Source organism: Pseudomonas sp. GM33, from assembly GCF_000282295.1.
Taxonomy (GTDB): domain Bacteria; phylum Pseudomonadota; class Gammaproteobacteria; order Pseudomonadales; family Pseudomonadaceae; genus Aquipseudomonas; species Aquipseudomonas laurylsulfatiphila.
Genome location: NZ_AKJO01000184.1, coordinates 16,199 through 35,531 on the forward strand (window position 1 = coordinate 16,199; position 19,333 = coordinate 35,531).

At 61.7% G+C, this 19,333-nt stretch carries 17 protein-coding genes; 11 read left to right on the plus strand and 6 right to left on the minus strand.

Translation table 11 applies throughout. The features are described from left to right. Window positions 1-33: 33 nt before the first annotated feature. Window positions 34-774 (minus strand): TorF family putative porin, encoded by a 741-nt coding sequence (locus tag PMI26_RS01090; protein WP_007980538.1) that lies wholly within the window; start codon window positions 772-774, stop codon window positions 34-36. An 84-nt stretch (window positions 775-858) separates the two neighbouring features. Beyond that, window positions 859-2,598: an amidohydrolase gene (locus PMI26_RS01085; protein WP_007980540.1), complete on the minus strand. Its 1,740-nt coding sequence runs from the start codon at window positions 2,596-2,598 to the stop codon at window positions 859-861. Between the two features lie 107 nt (window positions 2,599-2,705). Between PMI26_RS01085 and PMI26_RS01080 the strand changes: the two genes are divergently transcribed. Continuing rightward, window positions 2,706-3,620: a LysR family transcriptional regulator gene (locus PMI26_RS01080; protein ID WP_007980541.1), complete on the plus strand. Its 915-nt coding sequence runs from the start codon at window positions 2,706-2,708 to the stop codon at window positions 3,618-3,620. Window positions 3,621-3,867: 247 nt separating this feature from the next. Here PMI26_RS01080 and PMI26_RS01075 read toward each other — a convergent pair whose 3' ends face one another. Continuing rightward, window positions 3,868-4,230 carry a DUF6124 family protein gene (locus PMI26_RS01075; RefSeq protein ID WP_007980543.1) on the minus strand — a complete coding sequence of 121 codons (363 nt, stop codon included), beginning with the start codon at window positions 4,228-4,230 and terminating at the stop codon, window positions 3,868-3,870. A gap of 625 nt (window positions 4,231-4,855) precedes the next feature. On the opposite strand from PMI26_RS01075, the gene PMI26_RS01070 reads away from it, so the two are divergent. From PMI26_RS01070 to PMI26_RS01060, 3 genes are all read left to right on the plus strand, one after another. Next, complete coding sequence (locus PMI26_RS01070) at window positions 4,856-6,337, plus strand: APC family permease (RefSeq protein ID WP_007980545.1); 1,482 nt, start codon at window positions 4,856-4,858, stop codon at window positions 6,335-6,337. 61 nt (window positions 6,338-6,398) lie between these two features. Continuing rightward, a complete protein-coding gene (locus PMI26_RS01065; RefSeq protein WP_033048495.1) occupies window positions 6,399-7,589 on the plus strand; it encodes an iron-containing alcohol dehydrogenase in 1,191 nt (396 codons plus the stop codon). After that, a complete protein-coding gene (locus tag PMI26_RS01060; protein WP_007980554.1) occupies window positions 7,586-9,019 on the plus strand; it encodes an aldehyde dehydrogenase family protein in 1,434 nt (477 codons plus the stop codon). The genes PMI26_RS01065 and PMI26_RS01060 overlap by 4 nt, the downstream gene beginning before the upstream one ends. Before the next feature lie 4 nt (window positions 9,020-9,023). Here the strand turns inward: PMI26_RS01060 and PMI26_RS01055 are convergent, their stop codons facing one another. Both PMI26_RS01055 and PMI26_RS01050 read right to left on the minus strand, forming a co-directional pair. Next, a complete protein-coding gene (locus PMI26_RS01055) occupies window positions 9,024-9,920 on the minus strand; it encodes a LysR family transcriptional regulator (RefSeq protein WP_007980556.1) in 897 nt (298 codons plus the stop codon). A gap of 76 nt (window positions 9,921-9,996) precedes the next feature. Beyond that, a complete protein-coding gene (locus PMI26_RS01050; RefSeq protein ID WP_007980559.1) occupies window positions 9,997-10,620 on the minus strand; it encodes an NIPSNAP family protein in 624 nt (207 codons plus the stop codon). 284 nt (window positions 10,621-10,904) lie between these two features. Between PMI26_RS01050 and psrA the strand changes: the two genes are divergently transcribed. The 4 genes from psrA to phnX all read left to right on the plus strand — a co-directional run bounded on the left by psrA (window position 10,905) and on the right by phnX (window position 15,262). Further along, window positions 10,905-11,996: an iron-containing alcohol dehydrogenase PsrA gene (gene psrA, locus PMI26_RS01045; RefSeq protein ID WP_007980561.1), complete on the plus strand. Its 1,092-nt coding sequence runs from the start codon at window positions 10,905-10,907 to the stop codon at window positions 11,994-11,996. A 129-nt stretch (window positions 11,997-12,125) separates the two neighbouring features. Beyond that, window positions 12,126-13,421, plus strand: a complete 1,296-nt coding sequence (locus PMI26_RS01040) for an MFS transporter (protein ID WP_007980563.1) — start codon at window positions 12,126-12,128, stop codon at window positions 13,419-13,421. Between the two features lie 54 nt (window positions 13,422-13,475). Next, complete coding sequence (locus PMI26_RS01035) at window positions 13,476-14,348, plus strand: LysR substrate-binding domain-containing protein (RefSeq protein WP_007980564.1); 873 nt, start codon at window positions 13,476-13,478, stop codon at window positions 14,346-14,348. 86 nt (window positions 14,349-14,434) lie between these two features. Next, entirely contained in the window at window positions 14,435-15,262 is an 828-nt protein-coding gene (phnX, locus tag PMI26_RS01030) for a phosphonoacetaldehyde hydrolase (RefSeq protein WP_007980567.1), read from the plus strand. Between the two features lie 41 nt (window positions 15,263-15,303). On the opposite strand, the gene PMI26_RS01025 is transcribed toward phnX, so the two are convergent. Beyond that, a complete protein-coding gene (locus PMI26_RS01025; RefSeq protein ID WP_007980569.1) occupies window positions 15,304-16,077 on the minus strand; it encodes an AraC family transcriptional regulator in 774 nt (257 codons plus the stop codon). A gap of 134 nt (window positions 16,078-16,211) precedes the next feature. Here PMI26_RS01025 and PMI26_RS01020 point away from each other — a divergent pair, with 134 nt between their 5' ends. The 3 genes from PMI26_RS01020 to PMI26_RS01010 all read left to right on the plus strand — a co-directional run bounded on the left by PMI26_RS01020 (window position 16,212) and on the right by PMI26_RS01010 (window position 18,843). Continuing rightward, window positions 16,212-17,441, plus strand: a complete 1,230-nt coding sequence (locus PMI26_RS01020; RefSeq protein WP_007980571.1) for an MFS transporter — start codon at window positions 16,212-16,214, stop codon at window positions 17,439-17,441. Window positions 17,442-17,464: 23 nt separating this feature from the next. Continuing rightward, window positions 17,465-17,860, plus strand: a complete 396-nt coding sequence (locus PMI26_RS01015) for a VOC family protein (protein ID WP_007980572.1) — start codon at window positions 17,465-17,467, stop codon at window positions 17,858-17,860. Window positions 17,861-18,018: 158 nt separating this feature from the next. Beyond that, window positions 18,019-18,843 (plus strand): response regulator transcription factor, encoded by an 825-nt coding sequence (locus PMI26_RS01010; protein WP_007980574.1) that lies wholly within the window; start codon window positions 18,019-18,021, stop codon window positions 18,841-18,843. Window positions 18,844-19,333: the final 490 nt, after the last annotated feature.

A 19,333-nucleotide genomic window follows, 5' to 3' on the forward strand; every position in this document is an offset into this window, starting at 1 on the left:
CCGGATCAGGGAGCAGGAAGTACCGCGCCCTGATCAGAAGGTCTTGCTGGCGCTGACCACCACGGTGGCGGTGCACACGTCACCATAGCCGTAGTAGCTGGTGCACTCGTGCGTGGAAAGATCGGTGTCAATGTACGCCAGCGCCCAGTCGACCCCCACCGCGCTGTGGGTCAGCCGCGCTTCCCATTCGTGATAGTCACCGCGCGTATCGCCGCTGCCGGACACGAACACGTCATCCTTGAAATCGAAACGGCCATAGCGCACCTCCAACCCCGTGTCCGCCGGTAGCGCGTAGCTGTAGCCGAGCCAGGTGTAGAGCGTGTCCTGGTCCTTGCCCAGGTAAGTCTGCAAGTCGTTGGAGTAGTAACTGGCGAACTTGAAGCCATAGGCTTTGACGATGGCGTAGACCTCACTCTGATTGAAATCCGATTGCCTGGCGTAGGTGTACTTGAGGTAACCCACGTCAAGGCTGACGTCATCGGTGATCTGCTTGAAAAAGCCTGCGTAGAAATCCTGCTCCAATCGGGTTTTATAGTTCAGGCCGAAATCGACATTCGAGGTCCAGACCCCGCCGTAGGCACCGCTGCTGTGCAGCAGTGTGGCATCCAGTTGCGCCGCCGGGTCGCCAAGGGTCAGTGACAAACCCCGGCTGCGGTAGTCGCTGACCACCGCCGGTTTGAGCATCAGTTGAAGGTCATCGGTCAGTGTCAGGGCGTGGGCGGCCAGCGGCAAAAAAGTGCAGGCGACAAACAGGGTCAATGCAGGGCGATGCATGTGTCGGGTCCCTTCTTATTATTGATTAGGCAAGGCTTCGCCCTCCCCTTGCCGGCTGGGCAAAGGGTGGGCGAACAGGGGGAGTTACGGGCGGCTGTAGACTTCGCGGCCGGCGAAGTAAGTCTTGAGTACCTGGGTGTCAGCCAGCTGCGTTTCAGGCGCGCTGAACACATCGCGATCGACAACGATCATGTCGGCTTGCTTGCCCGGGGTCAGCGAGCCGATCTGCTGTTCCAGGCCAATGGTTTTGGCGGCGTTGCGGGTGTAGGCGTAGAACATGGTCTCGCGGTCGATGGCTTCGGCCTGGTTCAGCACACCCTTGGGGCCTTTGCGGCTGATGGCTTGCCCGATCGCTTTCCACGGATCCGGCGTCGACACCGGCCAGTCGCTGGCCCCGGAAATGGTCGCGCCGTTCTTGAGCAGCGAACGCGCCGGGTACATGAACTGGAATTGCATGGCATTGATGTAAGGCTGCAGCAAATCGATGCTCAGCTCGTCTGCCGATGCCCAGTAAAGTTGCATCGAGGCAATGACATTGAGCGGCTTGAAGCGGGTGAACTCCTTGGGGTTGACCATCTGCAAGTGAGTGACGGAGTGGGCCACCTTGTTGTGCCCCTCGCGGCGTGCCTGCTCGATGCCATTGAGGGTTTCACGCACCGCACGATCACCGATGGCATGCACATGCACCAGCCAGCCGCGAGCATCGGCGGCCCCCACCAGCTCAGCGAAGTGCGCCGGGTCGATCAGCAGTTCGCCGCCCTTGAGCGAGTTCTTGTAGGGCGACAGCAACGACGCGGTTTGTGCCGGAAACTCGGCGACGCCATCGGCAAACACCTTGATGCCCGGCAGGCTCAGATTGTCGACGTCGGCGAACTGCTGGCGCACCTGTTCCATGACCTCAAGGTCGGCGGGTTTGCTCTTGGGGTTGACGACCATCAAGGCCGCCACGTGCAGGCGCAGTTCACCCTTGTCCGCCAACGCCTTGTACGCCGGCAGCACCCCGACGTTTTTCACCGTAGGCTTGAAGTCGAACAACGCATCCCCGGGCACCGCGTTGGCCGCAGGGTCCATCAGGGCGGTCACGCCCAGGCTGTGGTAAAGATCGCGGGCCGCCTCGGCAGCGCCGATCAGTTGCTCGAGACTGGCCGGCGGCAGTTGCGACATCACCGCCGACAAACCGGCATCGGCAACGAAGCCGTTGGGGGTGTTGTCGTCATGGTGGCCGATGGTCGCCACCGCCTCGCCGGTGAGCGCCTTGACCCGCTCGGCATCGATACCGGCGCGCTTGAGCAGGGCCTTGTTGGCCCAGCCGGTGTGGTAATCCCAACCGACGAACAGGATCGGCGTGTCCGCCCATTCACCCTGGTTGAAGCGTTTTTCGAACTCCGCCACCTGGCTCCAGTAGGTCGAGGGTGCGCCACCGACAACCAGGATGTCGCCATGCCGGGCCTTGCCGTTGTCGCGCCACTCACGCAAGCGCTGCTCCAGCTCATCGAATGGCAGCATTTGCGTCTCAAGGTCGGCGGACTTGAGCTTCACGCCGCCAAATACCGCGTGGCTGTGGGTGTCGATAAAGCCGGGCATCAACACCTTGCCCTGCAAGTCGATGACCTGCGTGCCGGGGTCCTTGAGGGCCAGCACCTCGGCGTCGCTGCCGACCTTGACGACTTTTCCGTCCTCCACCGCCACGGCCTGTTGCAGCGCCTTGCCCTGCTCGGCGGTAAAGACTTTGCCGTTATGTAAAATCAGATCGGCAGCCGCCATGCTTTCCATAGAGGAAAGACCAATGGCCATGGCCAACGCCGACTGGAATATTCGCTTCATCGTCCCGCACCTTTTTTCTTGTATGAATGCCGAGAGACTAGCGAACCGGGCAGCGGTAAAGAATACTCGGCGCAGGCAACACATACTTTCCAAACAGGAAACACTGAATGGACCAACTCAGCGCCATCGCGATGTTTGTCGAAACCGCCGACCAGGGCAGCTTCACCCGCGCCGCCTCGCAATTGGGCAAGACCACCTCGGCCCTGACCCGGGCCATCACCCATCTGGAAGAAGAGTTGGGCACGCGCCTGTTCGAGCGCTCCACGCGCCGCATCGCCCTGACCGAGGCCGGGGAGATTTTCCTCGCCAGTTCACGGCAAGTGCTGACGCAACTGGAACAAGCCCGGGAAGACATCGACCAGTTGCAGCGGGAAATGTATGGCCTGTTGCGCGTGACCGCCCCGCCCTCGTTCGCACCGGCCTTTCTCAATGCGGTGTGCTGCCGCTTTCTGGAGCGCTACCCGCAGATGCGCCTGGACGTGGTGCTGACCGATGAGTTCGTCGACCTGGTCGAAGGCCGTTTCGACCTGGCCGTGCGGGATGGCCCGATAGAGCTGCCCGATCTGATCACGCGCCCGCTGACCGCCAACCGCATCCTCCTGTGCGCCAGCCCGCGCTACTTGCAACGCAACCCGCTGGAGGTTCAACCGCACACCTTCAATCAACATGACTGGCTGCTGTTTCGTCACCCGGCGCTCAATCCGCATTACTGGTGGATCGAACACCAGGGTGAACGCAAACGCATCGCCCAGCCGATACCGCGCCTGAGCAGCGACAACTATGACTTCCTGTTGGGCGCCCTGTTGGCCGGCCGGGGTTTGCAGTTCTGCCCGCAATGGAGCGCCGCGCCCTACATCCGCCGCGGCGAACTGGTGCAATTGCTGCCCGATGCCGACCTCGACCCTGAGCAGTTCGGCCGCAAAATCCACGTGATTTACCCGGCGCACCGGCGCCACACGCGCAAGCATCAGGCGTTCATCGAGTGCCTGAATGAATACCTGGACGAGCAGGCGTTGCACTGAGGCGGGAATCCGGTTCGCAACTGAAACTGCGTGTTCAGGACTGAGTTAAATACCAGGAAGCGAATGAAATAGACCTTGGCTATACCGGAATAGGCTGGCACAGGCACGGATGGACTGGGAAATTCAGTGGCAGCCACCTGACTACCGCCCGAACAGGGAACCCGTGGCGAGGGAGCTTGTCGGAACGCCGCACCGTCCCGCTGGGACGCGCAGCGGCCCCAAAAAGGACCGCCGCATCAGCATTGACCTACTCAGGCGGGTCAATCTGATCCAACACCCGGTTCGCCGTGATCTCCGCCAGCATCACACTGTTGGAAATACCCAGCAGCGCATTGCGCGACCCACCGTCCAGGTGGTCCACCAGTTGATGCACCATCACATCAACGGACGCCAGCGTCTCCACCAAATACACCACCAGCGTTTCGGTCGTGGCTTCGGGGTCAACGGTGAACAGGTGGCTGGGAGTGCGCGGCGCGGCTTTGATGTCAGCGGTTGAGGGAAAGTGAAAGGCCAGCGCGCGCTCGGCGGCTTCGTGGAGTTTTTTTGAATCGGGGCTTTCGTAGGGGGATGTCGGATCGGCGTCCGGCGGATTGGGAGTTACCTTGAACATGGCACATCCTCGTTTACTGATGGAGCTGCACCATTCGGTTCCACGCGAAGGGTGGCAGCTGTACGCAGGTTGGAACCCGGGGTAAACGAACCCGGCAGACCCTAAGGTCTCCCGCGCACAGCCGCCATAACGGAGCACACACTTAACAGCGTGCAGGCATATGTCATGAAGGGCAACATGCGTCGTTTATACGTCAGGGTTCCAAGCCTGGTCGCTGAATTGGCAACGACACGCAAACGTTAGAACCAAGGCCCACGACGCACAAGCCGGCGGATTCTGGGGTAACCGTAGGCAACGGCGCAAGGTCTTGTAGCTTTCATGAAGTAACCCTGACGCCTTTTAAACACGAGCCCTGTGGCGAGGGGGCTTGCCCCCGTTGGGCCGCGCAGCGGCCCCCCGGTAAACATTTAATAATCCAGAAGTCAGCCTACAAACATATGAATTTTTCCCAATGTTTGGCTGATTTAAGCTTGCCCCCACTCCTCCCCGCAGGAGCCCGTTTCGTCGGTAAGCCTGATTAAAAGGCGATCCTAAAAACAATGTGTCTGCCGACCCAAGGAATTCCCATGTCATTTACGTTCGCACGCTTGCGTGCCGGTCGTTGCGCTTGTGTTGGAGGTGATCAATGACCTCCTCCCCCTCACGGCAAAATGCCGATGAAAACCTGCTGCACAGCCAGGGTTATGCCCAGGAACTGCATCGAGGCTTGTCCCTCTGGTCGTCGTTTTCGGTGGGTTTTGCCACAGTGTCGCCGGTCGTGGGTATCTATTCGGTGATGTCCCTGGGCGCCATGAGCGCCGGGCCGTCCTGGGTGTGGATCGTGCCGTTGTGCCTGGCGCTGCAATTGCTCGTTGCACTGGTCTATGCCGAACTGGCCTCGCAATACCCGCTGGCCGGTGGTTGCTACCAGTGGGTCAAGCGCCTGGCCGGCGACCGCTGGGCCTGGTTCACCGGTTTCATGTACCTGGCCTCGGCGCTGGCTTCGCTGACCACCGTGGCCTACCTCGGCGGTTTCTGGTTGTGGCTGTTTTTCACCGGTGAGCCACCGTCGGCCAATGCCCAGGTGTTCTGTGGCGCGGTGCTGTTGTTGGTGGGTTTGGGCGTGAACCTGTTCGGGATCAACCCGCTCAAGCATTTCGTCAACGCCGGCATCGTCGCCGAAGCCATTGCCTCGATTGGCATTGGCGTGCTGTTGCTGCTGTTCTTCCGCAACCATTCGTTGTCGTTGCTGTTGGAAGGCTTGCCGGCCACCGGCAACGCTGACGGTTCGTATTTCTCCGGTTTCCTGACGGCAATGGCGGTCGGTGGCTGGGCGTTCCTCGGGTTTGATGCCTGCTCGCAAGTGTCGGAAGAAACCGCCGACGCCCGTACCTCAACGCCGCGTGCGATTCTGCGTTCAATGATCCTGGTCGGCCTGACCGTGATGCTAACCGCGTTCGCCGTGACGCTGTCCTACACCAACACTGCCGGCATGGTCTCGGGGCAGATCATCGACCCGGTCACCCCAGCCGTCGTCGACGCCTTCGGTGCGTGGTCGGAGCGTCCATTTGTGGGCATCGTGCTAGTGGCGTTCATCGCTTGTGTGGTGTCGGTGCAGACCTACATCGGTCGCGCCGTGTTCGGCATGGCCCGCGATTCGATCCTGCCGGCCTCGGCGCTGTTGCGTCAGGTCGATAAGCGCAAGGTGCCGTTCGCGGCCATGGTCTTCAGCACCCTGTTTGCCAGTTTCGGCCTGGCGCTGGGCTTGAACGCGACCGCCGTTGGCACCCTGATTGCGTTCGGCAGCGGCGGCTTCTTCGTGGTGTTTTTGATCGTCGTGTCCTGCGCCCTGCTCGCCCGCCTGAGTGGTCGCTGGAAACCCGAACCTGGCGTATTCAGCCTCGGCCGCTGGGGGCTACTGGTGAACGTTGTCGCGTTCGTGTGGCTGGTGTTCGAAGCCATCAACGTTGCCTGGCCCAGGGAATCGCTGGCACCACCGGGCGCGCCGTGGTTCCAGGTGTGGGCGGTAATCCTGGTGTTCTCGGTGCTGGCAGTACTGGGCCTGCTTTACATGGTCTGGGCCAAGCCGTATCTGCGCACCGCCACCCCACAACTGCGCACCGAATAACACCCCCTGTCTTGTTGTGTGAGGCCCACGGTTGATGGGCCTCGCCGATCCGGAGTTTCAAATGTCTGTTCACTATTGGAATTACCCTACAGAAATTTTCTGTGGGCCGGGCGCGCTCGACCTGCTGGCCGAGCGTTGCAACCTGTTGGGCATGCGCAACCCGCTGCTGGTCACCGACCCTGGCATGCTCGCACTGGAACCACTGGCGCTGCTGAAGGCCCGACTGACCGAGGCACGGATTCCATTCGCGGTGTTCAGCGACCTCGCCAGCAACCCGAGCATGGGCGACGTGGCCCGTGGCGTTGCCGCCTACCACGCCGGGCAACACGATTCGCTGATCACCCTCGGTGGCGGCAGCGCGATGGATGCTGCCAAAGGCATCAGCCTCGCGGCCGTCGACCCTGAAGGCCTGGTGCGCTTCGAGTGGTCGCAAGTGATGGCCCACTACCCGAGCCTGGCGGATTTCACACGCCTGAACCTGCCACGCCTGATCGCCCTGCCTACCACCGCCGGCACCGGTTCCGAACTGGGTCGCGAAGCCGTGCTGACCCAGAGTGAACTGAACATCAAGCGTGTGATCAGCCACCCGGAAATGCTCCCGGCCACGGTGATCCTCGATCCCGTACTGACCCGCGGCCTGCCAGCAGCGCTGACCGCCGCGACGGGCATGGACGCACTGACCCACCACATCGAAGCCTTCTGCTCGCCGCTGTATCACCCGATGTCCTCCGGCGTGGCCGTCGAAGGTGTTCGCCTGATCCAGCAGCATCTGCTCAATGCCTACACCAATGGCCAGGACCTGGTCGCCCGCGAAGGCATGCTGGTGGCCTCGGCCATGGCAGCGGTGGCGTTCCAGAAAGGCCTGGGCGGCGTGCATGCCCTCGCCCATCCACTGGGTGCGCGTTATCACAAGCATCACGGATTGCTCAACGCGATCCTGTTGCCCTACGTGTTAATCGCCAACCGCGACACCATCAGCCCGGACATCGCACGGCTGGCCCGCTACCTGGAACTGCCGCAGGCGAACTTCCAAGGCTTCCTCGACTGGGTGCTGGAGTTGCGTCAACGGCTCGGGATTCCCCACTGCCTGGAGGAAATCGGCCTCGACGCCAAGGCGGCAGACTGGGTCGGGGAACAAGCGCTCGCCGACATTTCTTCTTCCGACACCAACGCCTGCGTCCTCAGCGCCGCCGACTACAGCCAGATCTTTCGCAACGCAGTCAAGGGCGTCCTGCCAGGAGTATCCGCATGACCCACGCACATTACATCGACGGACACTGGGTGGCGGGTGAAGGTGCCGAGCTGATTACCGTGTTCGACCCGTCCCTCGGCCAACCCTTTGCTGAATTCATGGCCACCAGCACGGCACAAGTGGATCAAGCCATCGCCGCCGCGCGCCGGGCGCTGCCTGCCTGGCGCAACATCAGCGCGAGCGAACGCGCCGCCTACCTGCGTGGCTTCGCCGAGCAGATCGAACAGCGCCGCGAAAGCCTGATCGCACTGCAAATGCAGAACAACGGCAAACCGCATCACGAGGCGGTCGTCGACATCGACGACGCGGTGTCTACCTTCACCTATTACGCTGGCCTTGCCGAAGGACTCACGGATCAGCAGCGCCGTGAAGTGGCCCTGTCCGTGCCCGGTTTCACCTCCCACACACGCCTGGAACCGGTAGGTGTGGTCGGCTTGATCGTGCCGTGGAACTTCCCGTTGGTCACCAGTGCCTGGAAGCTTGCACCGGCCCTGGCCGCCGGTTGCACCGTAGTGCTCAAGCCTTCGGAAATCACCCCGCTGATCGAACAGACCTACGGCCACATCGCCGAGGCACTTGGCTTACCGGCGGGCGTGCTCAACATCGTCGGTGGCAAGGCTGAAACCGGTGCGGCGTTGAGCAATCACCCCGGCATCGACAAGCTCTCGTTCACCGGTAGCAATGCCGTTGGCAGCCAGGTGATGCGCAGCAGCGCCACCCACTGCCGGCCGGTCACCCTGGAGTTGGGCGGCAAGTCGGCCATCGTGGTGTTCGACGATTGCGACCTCGATCAGGCCGTGGAATGGGTCGTCGCCGGCATCTGCTGGAACGCCGGCCAGATGTGCTCGGCCACCTCGCGCCTGCTGGTGCAGGACAACATCGCCGATGCGCTGACCGAACGCTTGAAAGTAGCCCTGGAAAAACTGCGCGTGGGCAACCCGCTCACTGGCGAAGTTGACATGGGCCCGCTGACCAGCCAGGCGCAATGGAACAAGGTCAATGAGTACTTCGCCATCGCCCGCGCCGAAGGCCTGCACTGTGCGGCCGGTGTCGACGTGCTGCCTGATTTGGGCTGGTTCGTCTGCCCGACGCTGTACACCGACGTGCCGTTGAACAGCCGTTTGTGGCGTGAAGAAATTTTTGGCCCGGTGTTGTGCAGCCATCGCTTCAGTTCAGAGGAGCAAGCTTTGTCGCTGGCCAACGACAGCCGTTTTGGCCTGGTCGCCACGGTGATCAGTGCCGACCTGGAACGTGCCGAACGTGTCGCCAATGCGCTGGAAGTCGGTCATGTGTGGATCAACTCGATCCAGGCCGTGTTCGTCGAAACGTCGTGGGGCGGCACCAAGGGCAGCGGCATCGGCCGCGAACTTGGGCCGTGGGGTTTGTCGGCCTATCAGTCGGTCAAGCACGTCACCCGCTGCCTGGGCTGATTGGCTACACGCCGTGCTCGGCCAGCAAGTCCGCAATAAACGCGCGAACCGCTTCGCTTTGCGGATGGCCGACATGGGTGATCATGCTGTGCTGCACCTCGTAGCGAAGCTTCAAGGGGTGCAACGCCCGCATCTGCCCGCTCTGTAACCACGGCCGGGCGTAGTGCGCCGGGAGATAACCCAGATGGGTCCCGGCCAGCACGCCATGGGCCACCGCCTCCATGTGGTAGGCGGTGGCTGAAGCGCGATCCGGTGCAATCGGCAGCACCTGATCGACCGGCAGAAAACCGTGGCGAATCCAGTCGCTGGCCTGGAGCTGTTCCAGGCTCGGCGACGCCACGTCAAACAACGGGTGCGCCTGCCCGCAGAAAACCCCGATTTCTTCCGAGTACAGTGGCTGATAGGTCAAGGTCGGCAACGGCCGGCTGAAGTACGAAATGGCCAGGTCCAGTTGCCCATCAATCACCGCCAGTTCCAACTCCGTCGGCGAATTGACGAAGATGTGCAGGTGCATGTCGTGCTCACGCTGATAGAACCGCGCAATGGCGGCATCGATGCGCGCCGTCGGCAAGGTCGCGATATTGTCGGCCAGGCCCACATGAAGATCGCCGACCAACCGCCCCGCCAGGTCCTGTGCCTCGTCGCGAAAGGCGTCCACCGCACTGAACATCACCGACGACGCCTTGAGAATGCGCTGGCCCTTTTCGGTCAGACGAAACCCGCCCTTCCCGCGCTCGCAGATGCGGTAGCCCAGGCGCTTTTCCAGCCCGGAAATGTGCGTGCTGATGTTCGACTGGCTCATGTTCAACTCGGCCTGGGCCGCGGTAAACCCACCGCATTTCACGACGATGGAAAAAATGCGCAGCAGGCGCAAATCCATGTCCGTCACGTTTCTGAGCACTGTGTTGTCTCGACGTCTTGGGGAGCGCTATTCAACCATCTTGAATTCACCCCTGGCTAGTCGAGCCGTGCCCCCGTCACTGCAAGGGCGAGAACGGCGCCGGCAGGTAGATCGTCGAGCACATGTCGCGCAGTTGCGGGCCGGAGTTTTCCGGCGGCCAGACGCCGTCGGCGACCGCCTGGGTGCGCACCTGCAAGCGCTGCTCGAGGCTGACCCACGGCCAGATGTGCAGGTAACGTGGCAGCGCGCCGTCGGTGGCGTAAAACGCCGCGTACACCGGCGAATACTGCTCGGCGGTCCGCGCTTCAATGGCGTTGCTCCAGCCGTCGAGTGTCGGCTGCAAGCCGCTGCTGACCAGGTCGTAGACGCGCAACTCATAGAACGGACCGTGCTGGCCGGCACTCATGGGCTCGATGAAGGGAAACAGCGTGTAGTTTTCGATGCGCAGGTCGGTGATGAACTCGTTGACGCCAAACGCCCCGCCCCCCAGCAGGAAGCGCTCGCGTTCCGCTTGCCTGAGGTGCTCATCTGCGTAGCCGCGCAGCACAGCGATATGGTTCAACTGGCCGATCTCAGAGGCCCAGCAGCCCATCAGTGTGCCGCCGACTTTCGGATCGTCCAGCGCCGCCTCGATCTGCGCCAATGCTTGCGCCACCGTGCGCACCCGCACGGTGAAAGTGATCAGTTCAAAAAAACGCATGGCGACTCCGCCCATTGGTTTGCCAAAAGCCCACAGCCTAAGGCAGCCCCCGCAGGCGGGATATTGAGACTAACCCCATCAGTGACGGCATTTTCCGCAGTGTTCTAGGTAGTTCCTTTACGCCGGACAGCTTTCGTTCATTCGAATCACAGGTGGATACGTGTCCCGTGAGCTCGCCCCACTATCGGCCCAGCCGATTCAAACCTGCGAATTATCGATTTGTGCAGCAGTCCGTGGACCGCGAGCATGGCGTCACTTCCAACAACAAAAACCAAGGACCCGCCATGACCGCCCGATTTCACAACCCAGTGGATACCCGTTTCGGCTGGGGCAGCCTGCAAGAGCTGGCCGCCATCACCGAATACCAGAACGTTGCCGTCGTGACATTTCCCGAAGCCCGTGACCTGGGGCTGGTGGATCGCCTTCAAGCGTTGCTGGGCGAACGTCTGGTCTACGTGATCGAAGATGTCCAGCCCAATCCCGATGTCGCGCAACTGCGCGCGACCTATGAACGCTTCTGGCAGGAAGCCGGGGATTGCCATGCGGTGATTGCCGTCGGTGGTGGCAGTGCCATCGACACGGCAAAAGCGCTGATTGTCGGCACCGAGTCAGGCCGCTTCGATGAGCTGCTGGCATTGCTGGCAAGCGGCAAACCCTTCGTTCCGGTACGCAGCAAACAGCTGATCGCAGCCCCGACCACGGCAGGCACCGGCAGTGAAGTCACGCCCTGGGCGACGATCTGGGACGCGGCCAACCACAAGAAGTATTCCCTGCACCTGGACTGCACCTGGCCAAAGGTCGCGATCATCGATCCGCAATTGATGCTCACAGTGCCGGCCGGCGTCACCGTATCCACCGGCCTGGATGCCTTGTCCCACGCACTGGAATCGATCTGGAACATCAACGCCAACCCGCTTTCCGACACCTTCGCCATCTCTGCCATCGAAGACATCCTCGAATGCCTGCCCTTGCTGCGACGTGAACTGTCCAACCAGGAACTGCGTTCACGGATGGCCCTCGCCGCACTCAAGGCGGGCATGGCGTTCTCCAACACCAAGACCGCACTGGCTCACTCCATTTCCTATGAGATGACCCTGCACTACGGCTTGCCCCATGGCATCGCCTGCTCCTTCACCTTGCCACTGGTACTGGGCCTCGCCTGGGGCCACGACGCAACGCGCGACAAGACCCTGCAACGGGTTTTCGGGCCAGACCTGGATAAAGCCCAGGCCCGCTTGCGCGCCTTCCTGCACAGCCTGGATGTGAAAACCGAGTTCGCCGACTACGGCGTAACGGCCGAAGAGGCGCAAGCCATGATCGACTTCGCCCTGCAGGGTGCACGCGGCAAGAACTTCATCGGCTCACGAGCGGCCTAGGGCTCGACAGCCCCCAAGACACTACACTGCCAGCGGCGTAACGAGCCGCGACGATTTCCTGCCGCACCTGAAAAAGAGTGCACCCTGCGACGCAACTCGCAGGGAACGAACAAGAATAAGGAAAAGATCATGAATCGTGCCCAAACCATGCCAGGTCTCGCCGTCCACAGCGCATCGTTTCGCGTCGCCCAGTGGCGCATGCTGCTGGCTGCCATGTTTTGTTATCTGTTTTTCTATACCGGGCGACAAACGTTCGGTTTCGCCATCCCGGGTATCCAGGCCGAGTTCGGCTTTACCAAAGAGCACCTTGGCTGGGCGTCGGCCGCCATGCTCTGGGCCTACGCCATTGGCCAGGCCATCAACGGCAACCTCGCCGACAAATTCGGTGGCCGACGCATCATGACCCTGGGCGCCGTGCTGTCCTGTGGCGCCAACTGGGTGACCAGTTTCGCCAGCGGTTTCGCCGGGCTGATCCTGCCCTGGGGCATCAATGGCTACTTCCAGGCATTGGGCTGGGCACCGGGCAGCCGACTGATCTCCAACTGGTGGAGCGCAGGTGAACGCGGCAAGGTCTACGGCTTCTACGTGTTCGCGGCCGGTTGCGCTTCCGTTCTTTCCTACGTGACCTCGATCGTCGTGCTGGAAGTGATGCATCTGGAATGGCGCTGGATCTTCCGCCTGCCCGTGTTGCTCATGCTGGCCGGCGGCATCATCTTCTACCTGGTGGCCCGCGAGCGTCCGCAAGACCTGGGATTCGAACCGCTGGCCGACACCGGTGTGGCCAACGCCGAGGACAAAAGCCATGAAGTGGCCCATGGCGAAGTCGAAACTTCCGCGCAGCGTTACAAGGCTGTTCTGAAAAACTTTCGCCTGATCATCGCCGCCGTGTCCCTGGGGTTCCAGAACGCTGCCCGCTACGGTTTGATCGTCTGGGTGCCGGTGCACTTTCTGGGCGCCAACTGGAAAAGCGGCGACAGCATGATCGATCCGAAATGGATCACCGTGGCCCTTCCGGTCGGCATGGCCATCGGTGCGCTGAGCAACGGCTGGATCTCGGACAAGCTGTTCGGCTCCAAACGCTACCTGGCGATCATGCTCTACATGTTCCTGGGCGCGGCCACCAGCTTGTGGATGTGGACCCTTGCCCCCCACAGCGCGACCGGCCTTGTGGCCTTGTTCCTCTGCGGTTTCTTCGTGTACGGCCCCGCTTCCAGCTTCTGGGCGCTGTGCCCGGACCTGGTAGGCGCCAAGCGCGCCGGCACGGCGACCGGGGTGATGAACTTCTCGTCCTACCTGTTCGCCGGCCTGGCGGAACCGCTGATCGGCAGTATGCTCGACAGTACCGGCAACACCTCGCTGATCTTCATCGTGGTCACCGCTGCCTGTCTCTGCAGCGCGTCGGTAGCGCTGTTCATCAGGCGTTGATTGCCTGGCTGGACAGATTGAATCAGTGCCAGCGGCTCAGGAACAGGATCGTCTATGTACCAGTACCACAAGTGGCTACGTTCATTTCATGCGGTGGCCAAGACCGGCAGCTTCACCCTCGCCGCCGAGTACCTGAGCGTCGGCCAGCCCACGGTCAGTGAGCAGGTCAATGCCCTGGAGAAGAAGTTTTCCGTGGAGCTGTTCCATCGCCGCGGCCGCTTTATCGAAATGAGTGCCGCCGGGCACCAACTCTATGCGATCACCCAGGGCCTGTTCGGCCAGGAGGATGAAGCCGTGCAACTGCTGCAGAGTTTCAAGCAACGCAAGACCGGCATGCTGCGCCTGGGCGCGGTGTCCCCGCCCATTGCGATGAACCTGACCTACGAACTGATGCAGCGGCACCCGGACATCGAGCTGGAAACCTCGTTTTCTCCGGAAAAAGAGACCCTGGATCGCCTGTTCAACTTCGATATCGATGTGGCGATCCTGGCCCTGTCCGAATTCGACCAGCGTTTTGACACGCAGCTTTACCGGCGCTACCCGATCATTGCGGTGGTGCGCGAGGACCATCCCTGGGCCCGGCAGAAAGAAGTCCATGTCGAGCAGATCAGCGAAGAGAAATGGGTGCTGCGGGAAAAAAGCTCCCGCACTCGCCAATTGGTAGAGGAAAGCTGCAAGCGCCTGGGCGTCGCCCTCAATTGCGTCATGCAGTTGAACAGCCGCGAGGCCATCGTCCATGCCATCGCCAAGGGCATCGGTATCGGTTTCGTCTCGGCCGTCGAGTACGCCGAAACGCCCGGCACCAAACCGATCACCTTCGTCAATCACCCGTTTTCCATCGACTACCACCTGTGCTGCCTGGGCATTCGCCGAAACCGGCCGATGATCGCGGAGCTGTTCGACTCGAGCCCAACGCCGGCCACCTGATTTCGTCTCACCCTTGAGCAATCCACAGGCCTACTTCCTGGCGACAGGAGGGACGGCCTGCCCACAACAAAAAATGGAGAAACACCATGAATTACCAACAACCGACCCAACTGCAAGCCGTGGTCCTGGACTGGGCCGGCACCGTTGTCGATTTCGGCTCCTTCGCCCCCACGCAGATTTTCGTCGAAGCCTTTGCCGAGTTCGGCGTCGCCGTTTCGCTGGAAGAAGCCCGGGGCCCGATGGGCATGGGCAAGTGGGATCACATCCGCACCCTGTGCAATCAGCCGCAGATCGCCGAGCGCTACCGTGCCGTGTTTGACCGCCTGCCGACCGATGACGATGTCACCGCACTCTACGAGCGCTTCATGCCACTGCAGATCGAGAAAATCGCCCTGCACTCGGCCCTGATACCCGGCGCGCTGAACACCATCGACGCCTTGCGCGACAAGGGCCTGAAAATCGGTTCCTGCTCCGGTTACCCGGCCGTGGTCATGGAAAAAGTGGTCGAACTGGCGCGGCACAATGGCTACGTGGCGGACCATGTGGTGGCCACCGACGAGGTGCCGAACGGCCGCCCCTACCCGGCCCAGGCCCTGGCCAACGTGATTGCCCTGGGGATCAGCGACGTCGCCGCCTGCGTCAAGGTCGACGACACCTGGCCCGGCATTCTCGAAGGCCGTGCCGCCGGGATGTGGACGGTCGCGCTGACCTGTTCCGGCAATGCCCTGGGCTTGACCTACGAGCAATACAAGGCCCTGCCTTCCGACCGGCTGGACAGTGAGCGGGCCCGCATCGTCAAGATGTTCGAAGGCTCCCGCCCGCACTACCTGATCGACACCATCGTCGATCTGCCGGCGGTCATCGAAGACATCAATGCCCGACTGGCGCGGGGTGAAACACCGCAAGGATCCTGAACGGATTCAAGCGTCAAGCGGCCGTCCCACGGGCGGCCGCCTCACCTGAAAAAATCACTCGGCGTCTTGCCGAACTGCTTCTTGAACATGGTCGTGAACGCGCTCGGGCTGTCGTACCCCAGCTCCCCGGCGATGTCGATGATCTTCTCCCCGACGGCGATGCGTTCCAGCGCCAGCAGCAGTCGCGCTTGCTGGCGCCATTGGCCGAAGGTCATGCCGGTTTCCTTGCGGAAGCGGCGCTGGATGGTTTTGGCGTCGAGACTCAACCGCGCACTCCAGTCCGACAAGGTCGAGCCATCGCCTGGGTCCTGCTGCAACGCGCTACAGATCTGGTTGATCCGTTGATCGGTGGGCTGCGGCAGGTTCAAAGGCAAGGTCGGCAGGATCGTCAGTTCATCCAGGATCAGCCGCAGCACCCGGGCTTCCCGCGAGTCCGGATTGCAATTGAAATCGAAATCCACCGAGACCTTGATCAGCTCACTGAGCAATGCGGACACACTCACCGCGCGGGTTTCGCCGGGCAGGTCCGGGCTCGCGCCGGGGTGCACAAACACGCTGCGCATCTTGATCGGCCCGACACAGCGAATCCAATGCACGACCCCACTCGGCATCCAGATGCCACGGCTCGGCGGCACTGTCCATTGGCTGGTGGCGGCGTGCACCACCATCACGCCTTCGATGGCATAGATCAGTTGATGCTTTTCATGGGAATGCGGCGCGATAAACCAGTTTTCCGGGTAGTCGGTCGCACTGCTGCGAACGCTCCAGCCGCCCTGGTCGATCTCCGCAAGAAATGTTTGCAATGGCTTGATCATGACGCCCTTTTTGCGATGGTCGGTGCCCGAGTTGCGCGAGACGGGCGACTTTGTGGGCCATAGGATAACGCCGAACCCTGAAATTGGCTGCGCCTTGCGTTCGCGGCTCGCGTTTTTTATCCGGAAACCCGCCCATGTCGACCACCACCCTCAGCTCGCCCTCACCCGCCGTCTCGGTCGCCAGCCAGGCCAGCCCCCTGGTCATGCGCGTGATCGGCGCCTGTGCGTTGGCGCACCTGATCAACGACCTGATCCAGGCCGTGCTGCCGTCGATCTACCCGATGCTCAAGGCCACTTATGGCCTGAGCTTCACCCAGGTCGGCCTGATCACCCTGACCTTCCAGCTCACCGCCTCATTGCTGCAACCCTGGATCGGCTTCTACACCGACCGTCATCCCAAACCGTGGCTGCTGCCGGCCGGCATGGTCTGCACCCTGATCGGTATCCTGATGCTGTCGATGGTCGGCAGCTTCCCGGCGATTCTCGTGGCCTCGGCGCTGGTGGGGGTTGGCTCGTCGACCTTTCACCCGGAGACCTCGCGGGTGGCGCGCCTGGCCTCGGGCGGTCGCTACGGCCTGGCACAGTCGACCTTTCAGGTCGGCGGCAACGCCGGCAGCGCCTTCGGCCCCTTGCTGGCCGCCGCGATCATCATTCCCTATGGCCAGGGCAACGTTGCCTGGTTCGGGCTGTTCGCGGTGTTCGCCATCCTCGTGCAATACGGCCTGAGCCGCTGGTATCGCAATCACCTGAACCTGTTCAAGCTCAAGCAAGGCAGCAAGGCCACCCACGGCCTGTCGAAACGGCGGGTGACCTTCGCCCTGGTGGTGTTGGCGTTGCTGGTGTTTTCCAAATACTTCTACATGGCCAGCTTCACCAGTTACTTCACCTTCTACCTGATCGAAAAATTCGACCTGTCGGTGGCCAGTTCGCAGCTGTACCTGTTCCTGTTCCTCGGTGCCGTCGCGGCGGGTACGTTCTTTGGCGGCCCGATCGGCGACCGGATCGGCCGCAAGCGGGTAATCTGGTTCTCGATCCTCGGCGCAGCGCCGTTCACCCTCGCCCTGCCCTACGTCGACCTGTTCTGGACGGGCGTGTTGAGCATGATCATCGGCTTCATCCTCGCCTCGGCATTCTCGGCCATCGTGGTCTTCGCCCAGGAACTGGTGCCCGGCAATGTCGGCATGATCGCCGGGGTGTTCTTCGGCCTGATGTTCGGTTTTGGCGGGATCGGTGCTGCGCTGCTGGGGCACCTGGCCGATATCCATGGCATCGAGTACGTGTACACGCTGTGTTCTTTCCTGCCACTGCTGGGAATTCTCACCATACTGTTGCCGTCTACTGGCAAACGCCCCTCGGGAGCGTGAATGATCATAAGGAGGAATACCCCATGAAAATCGTAGTCACCAGCGTGCTCGTCGATGATCAGGCCAAGGCACTGGCGTTCTACCGGGATGTACTCGGCTTTGAACTCAAGCATGACATTCCCATGGGCGAACATCGCTGGCTGACGCTGACGTCCCCGGGCGATCCCGATGGCGTCGAGCTGCTGCTGGAGCCTAATGCCCATAGCGCGGCAAAAACCTTCCAGAGCGCAATCAAGCAGGACGGCATTCCCTGCACGTTTTTCGGCGTCGACGACGTGCAAGCCGAATATGCCCGGCTCAGCGCCGCCGGGGTTCACTTCACCCGCCCGCCGACGGTGATGGGACCGGTCACCCTCGCGGTACTGGACGACACCTGCGGCAACCTCATCCAGATCGTCCAGCACCACTCAACCGGCTGATCACTTCTGCTACCAACCCTGTAGCACTCGGTAACACCCGGCCCCAATGCGGTGCGTCTTTCAAACGCCTTGCCGTGCGCCACCCCGCTCCACAGGGGGCCACCCGCCATGGCGTACTTTGTGCATCCAAAGGCCATCCTCCTCTGCCTGTAGCCGCCATGCGCCCCAAGGAACTGAAACTCTGGACCACCGGAGTCGCCCACCTGCTCGACCTGCCTGCCGGGCATGCGCGGCTGTCGGGGTTGAGCCACTGGCTTCGACAAATCTGCCCGGTCGATCATTTCGTGTTGTTTGTCTACGAAGGCAATCACCGGCCCCTGGCGTTGTTCGATACGTTTTCGGCGGACAAGCGCGCGGTGTACGTGGACGACTACCAGTGCGGACCTTACCTGCTCGATCCGTTCTACCTGGCTTGTACACGCGGACAGGCGCCGGGGCTGTGGCGCCTGCGCCAGTTCGCCCCCGACCATTTCTACCTTGGCGAATACTTCCTGACCTATTACCAGCAGACCGGCCTGGCCGAGGAAGTGGCGTTTTTCGTCGACCTCGGTGGTGGTGCCATGGCGGTGTTGTCGCTGATGCGCTCCAGTGCCAGTTGCGCCTTCAGCCGGGACGAAATGCAGCTCGTCGAATGCGCGCAAGCGGTGGTCGAGCAGGTCATCAATGAAGCCTGGCGTTTGCGTCAGGCCCAGCAACCGCGACCGGCGCAAGACCTGGACTTCAAGATCCGCGAAGCCTTCGACCACTTCGGCGCGCACATCCTCACCGGGCGCGAGCAGGAGATTGTGCAGCTATTGCTGCGCGGCCACTCCAGCGCCTCGGTGGCCGAACAACTGAACATCAGCCCGGGCACGGTGAAAATTCACCGCAAGAACATCTACGCCAAACTGGGGATTGGCAGCCAATCGGAGTTGCTGGGGTTGTTCATTCGGGAGTTGACGGAGGATCCGTTACAGGCGCCCGGCCTCAAGTTGCAAGCCTGATGCCCATTGGTATACGCATATCCCTGTGGGAGCGAGCTTGCTCGCGATTGCGGCCATACATTCAACATCCATGTGTCTGACACACCGCCATCGCGAGCAAGCTCGCTCCCACAGGTCTATCGGTGATCCGGAGATTGTGGTCAGCGCGAATCAAGCTGATCCTGCTCCCCTGGGCTCAAGCTGCAAGCCTGATACCTGTCGGTAAGCAGAAAACCCTGTGGGAGCGGGCTTGCTCGCGAAGGCGGTAGTTCAGCCAATATCTCTATTGGATGTGCCGGCCTCTTCGCGAGCAGGCTCGCTCCCACAGGGACTGTGGCCAGCCGTGGGTTTAGCGTTCACTGAAGATCAAAACTGTGGGAGCGAGCCTGCTCGCGAAAGCGGTGGGTCAACCGACATTTCTGTTGGATGTGCCGGCCTCTTCGCGGGCAAGCCCGCTCCCACAGGGATTGTGGCCAGCCGTGGGATTGGCGTTCACTGAAGATCAAAACTG